This is a genomic window from Limnospira sp. PMC 289.06, assembly GCF_032350395.1.
GTDB classification, from domain to species: domain Bacteria; phylum Cyanobacteriota; class Cyanobacteriia; order Cyanobacteriales; family Microcoleaceae; genus Limnospira; species Limnospira platensis.
This window is the reverse complement of the sequence record NZ_JARPLC010000213.1, coordinates 1-4,394: the sequence shown is the minus strand read 5'-3', so window position 1 is coordinate 4,394 and position 4,394 is coordinate 1. Positions and strand designations below refer to the sequence as shown.

Genomic DNA, 4,394 nt, shown 5'->3' with positions numbered 1-4,394 from the left:
CTATCCCGATGGTCGTCGTTTTTTGACCTCTGTAGAGTTACACCAACAAGCCCAAGAGTCCGAACAACGGGCGCGGCAGTTGGAAGAAGAATTGGCGGCGGAAAAAGTGCGATCGCAACGTCTCGCCGAACAGCTAAAACGCTTAGGCATTGACCCTGATTCACAGGTATAAACTATAAGCCTGGTAGGGTGCGTCAGAGCGAATACATCAGGTCAATAATCATCTTCTCGACTGACGCACCATCACTGACGCACTGCACATTTCTAATCTAAAGAAAAGCCGATAGATGGGCGCGGGTACGTTGTCCCCAAAACCGATAATTATTCATCATCATCTGATGCCAACTCCGACTGTTGCTGAGACTCTTCTAGGGCGATAATTTCTCGTAATAACTGTTCCTCTTCTTCCTCGAAATCTTCCTCTGAAATATCGCCCATATCATAGGCTAATTGAAGAGCCAAAAGACGCTTATTTAAATTTTCTTTATCGTCTAGTTCAGCATCAGCGCGTTCTAAGATTTGTTCACCTATCCATACAATACCATCCAGGGGAGCGGTCAGAGGGGCGAGTAATAATCGTAAAACCATAGATTTATCCTCTCATTAATCAAGTTGTGTGAAATTATAGGGGGCTGTAAAATTATTATAGCGAATCCTCAGCCGTTTGGGAAAGTAATTGTCGATTTCCTCCACCTTCTGACTAAACTTTTCTTCACTATTCCAAGGAATTAAATAGGCGGCGTTATAAATCATTAAATCCGTCATCGATTCATTTTCTACATAATCTAAAGCTAGGGGAATTAAGCAATCTTGAAAAGCGGTGATAATCTCATTTTCGCGGTCTAAAATGTTTGACTCTATCTCCCGACCAATAGCAATCACTTCATCCATACTGAGGGGTTGACCTTCCAGGCGATCGCGTCTTTCTCTCAGGTCTTGATTTTCCTCCATTAAAGCATTAAGTTCAGCGGTTTGATTCCAAAAAACCTTCACCCCCACCTCGCGATTACCCTCCAACTTAACGAACAGTTCTTTCAGTCTTTCATGATAAGGATTAACTAACTGTTTAGCTACCGCATCCCAATCAGAAACAATCAAGCCAAATTGCAAAGGTAGTATCGTCCTATATCCCTCCTGCATCATGGCTTCTAACACCTTTTCATGACCTAGCAAATTCCTACGGCTGGCTAAATACCGTTCCTGTTGCGCCTCGGAATACAGAAAAATAAACCCATCAATTTCATGAGTATAAACTGGCTGATTATCTAAGCCTTGCAAATGCCAAGACTTCAGCTTAGTTTTAGGTAAAATTCCGTATAAATACAGACTGTAACTCATATTAGTCACTCATCAAAAAGTAATTATCAGCAGTCTAGCACCTATCACTAGCCCCCCACAACCCAAAACTTGCCCATGGGATAAATTTGGGTAATCCCTAGGCTATAATAGAGGCTTTGATGTTAGCACCAATCTCAGCTTGGCATGAATCAGGTTAATTTGGGCTAAACCCAGATCAACACTTCCCTCTACTACTATACCCGTATTCAGAAGGCGATCGAGAAGTTCCAAGATCGAGGGATTTCCCAAGGACACCCCTGGGTAATAGCCACCGGACTTAGGGAGAAGGGAACCCAACTCCGACAGTTCGATATTCAAGTCTGCTGGGTCGATATCAAAAATTTCGCAGAGGTCCAACACCTGCGCCTCCAATTTACGCAGACTTTCGGCCGCGCGGTCAAGTTCTTCATCTGTTAGGGTATCAGCTTCCATGCGCCGGATAACTTGCGCTTCCATCAGCTGGCGGATTAATTCAACCACGGTAAGGAGTAGGGGGGCTAAACCTGCATCCTTACCAGATGATTTGGGAACCAAGGCTGTTTCTTCTGGACTTGACACTTGTGATTCTCATTAAGGTTCGGCTTGCTGTCAATCCTAGCAGATAGGAGATACTATCCGCAATACATAGCTAGGCCAATTATGCCCAAATTTATCTGATGTTCACAGTCTCAGTGCCACCAGATCATAATTTGACCACTAACTACTATGGTATTATGGTGATCGTGCGTCATATTTAGGTTGAAATATTTTCATAAGTGGCTGTATAAGTTACTTAGCAATTTATACGCCCTAAATATATATTGGTGTTTTCCAAATCGTAACCATGACAATTTACACTCCAGACTGGGTAAAACATTCGGTATTTTATCAAATTTTTCCTGACCGTTTTGCCAAAAACCAATTACCTCGACCCTCAGTTATTAGTCATCCTAAGTGGGAAGATTGGCAAAAACCACCCACTTTACAGGGATATAAAGGCGGTAACTTGTGGGGAGTCATTGAAAAACTAGACTATCTACAAGACTTGGGGATTAATGCTATTTATTTTACTCCCGTATTTCAATCAGCCAGTAACCATCGCTACCATACCCATGACTATTATCAAGTTGACCCGATTTTAGGCGGTAATCAAGCCCTACGAGAATTGATAGATGCTGCCCATAGTCGCCATCTTAAAATCGTCCTAGATGGGGTTTTTAACCATGCTAGTCGAGGCTTTTTCTTCTTTAATGATATCCTGGAAAACGGCCCTAATTCTCCCTGGTTGGACTGGTTTACTGTCGAAAACTGGCCTGTGTCCGCCTATGATGGTAGTCAAGCGTCTACATAGCCTACAACCCCTATTCTACCGTTACTTAGGTGTTACTCAAAACCATAGCAGAGTAACAAGTGAGTAAAAAATGAGTAACGCTACTGATACCCCTACTGTAGGGGGAAAGGGTAACTATAATGAGAGTTACGCTAGATTCTTGAAAGCCTATCAAGACTTTAAAGGGGAATGTCCCAAAGGAGTGACACTCAAACTACAAAAGTCCGGGGCTAGGTACAACCTACTATTGCAGTTTAAGCAACCACCTACCGGGAAACGGCTACCCAAAACGGCTAACCTTGAATGTACACCTCAAGGGGTGATAGACGGCGTTAAGAAAGCTAAGTTGGTATCTGAAGCCCTGGGAACTATCACTAGCGCTAGTGAATTTTGGGATTGGTACGATAAAACCATCCTAGGGAAAAATCAGATTGAGAATAATCTGATAACCTACCGGGACATCTTTAAACAAATTGAGAATGAGTATTTTGCGGGGTACAACCGCAACACAGGAAGGAAACGTTCCCGCGATATCGCTAGCGACTTAGCATCTTACGAGTCTACTAAAGGGACATATTTCAAGTTGTTTCCTAATTGGGATGAATATCCTAGCTGGGAGAGTTTCAAGGCTATGCTATATATTCCCTTGCAGAATGGAGAACAATTAGTAGGCTCCAAAACCTTCAAGGAACGTTACTACATCTTAAAAGCCATAGCTGAGAAATCACCTAACAAAGAACACTTGCTTAAACAGCTTGAGCCTATTAACGCCAAACAAACGCAATTCAAAAAGAAACAGCGTATAAGCATTGATGCCTTTAAGGATTGGTGGTATAGCGCCAAACAAGAAGCCTATACTGTTAAAAGCCCTCAACATCAATCATCTCGACATAACTGGTTATGGGTGACTGGTATGGCAGTAATGTACGGGTTAAGACCTACCGAGATAGCCGCCGCAGTTAATCTAACTAAGCCATTTGTAACGGATGATGGTATCACTATCAAAGCACTGTCAGACCCCGATAATCAAGACAATTACTTGGTGCTAGGTGACTATGTTTACTTTACTGACGCAGAAGGTCGGAAAGTGAGTATCAAAACAGGGGGAAGGATTGTTGCACCAATACCTAGCCCTGAAATGTTTGATTTCCTGGAATTGAAACAGCCGTTGTTACCAGAATATAGTCCCAGAAAAGGCAGTAAACCCAAAAGCATAATCGGAGGGTTTGACGCAACGTTTAGTCAACGACTTCAATTCATGAAATGCCCGGTAACCCAAAAATATGCTTTTCGTAGGCTGTACAACCTGTTAGGTGAAAAGTATGGACTACCTATTGAGTTGAGAGCGAGACTTATGGGTCATAGCGCAATCATTAATCAAGGTAAATACAAGACAGAAGGCATTGATGCAACCCTAGAAGTTCTCAAAGGAGGTTCTAAGTTGCCTATACCGTTAGATGTAGCCATAGAACGGTTAACAGCCTTAGGATTTGATGTTGACACTCCAGAAGCTAAGGCATTTCTCGGAGTTATCTATCAGATAGATTAATCTAATCGTCAACCTTTCATAAATTAACACCCCTAGATTAAACCCCTAGGGGTTATTTTATGGCTACAGATTGATGGATCCTGCTATGGTTTTGAGTAACACCTAAGTAACGGTAGAATAGGGGTTGTAGGCTATGTAGACGCTTGACTACCATCCAGAACCATTTAACTTAAACCCTTATCCTGACAGCGATAGCGG

General features: G+C 42.5%; 4 protein-coding genes and 1 pseudogene. 2 read left to right on the top strand and 3 right to left on the bottom strand.

The features are described 5' to 3' along the window. Window positions 1-321 precede the first annotated feature (321 nt). From P5674_RS23395 to P5674_RS23385, 3 genes are all read right to left on the bottom strand, one after another. Window positions 322-588, bottom strand: a complete 267-nt coding sequence (locus P5674_RS23395; RefSeq protein WP_006616263.1) for a gas vesicle protein GvpG — start codon at window positions 586-588, stop codon at window positions 322-324. A 15-nt stretch (window positions 589-603) separates the two neighbouring features. Continuing rightward, window positions 604-1,338, bottom strand: coding sequence for a GvpL/GvpF family gas vesicle protein (locus P5674_RS23390; protein WP_006616264.1), 735 nt, complete (start codon window positions 1,336-1,338; stop codon window positions 604-606). Between the two features lie 102 nt (window positions 1,339-1,440). Then, window positions 1,441-1,896: a gas vesicle protein K gene (locus tag P5674_RS23385; RefSeq protein WP_006616265.1), complete on the bottom strand. Its 456-nt coding sequence runs from the start codon at window positions 1,894-1,896 to the stop codon at window positions 1,441-1,443. Between the two features lie 265 nt (window positions 1,897-2,161). Here P5674_RS23385 and P5674_RS23380 point away from each other — a divergent pair. Further along, window positions 2,162-2,653: pseudogene (locus P5674_RS23380) on the top strand (alpha-amylase family glycosyl hydrolase); the annotation flags it as partial. 85 nt (window positions 2,654-2,738) lie between these two features. Beyond that, entirely contained in the window at window positions 2,739-4,196 is a 1,458-nt protein-coding gene (locus tag P5674_RS23375) for a recombinase (protein WP_315643097.1), read from the top strand. Window positions 4,197-4,394: the final 198 nt, after the last annotated feature.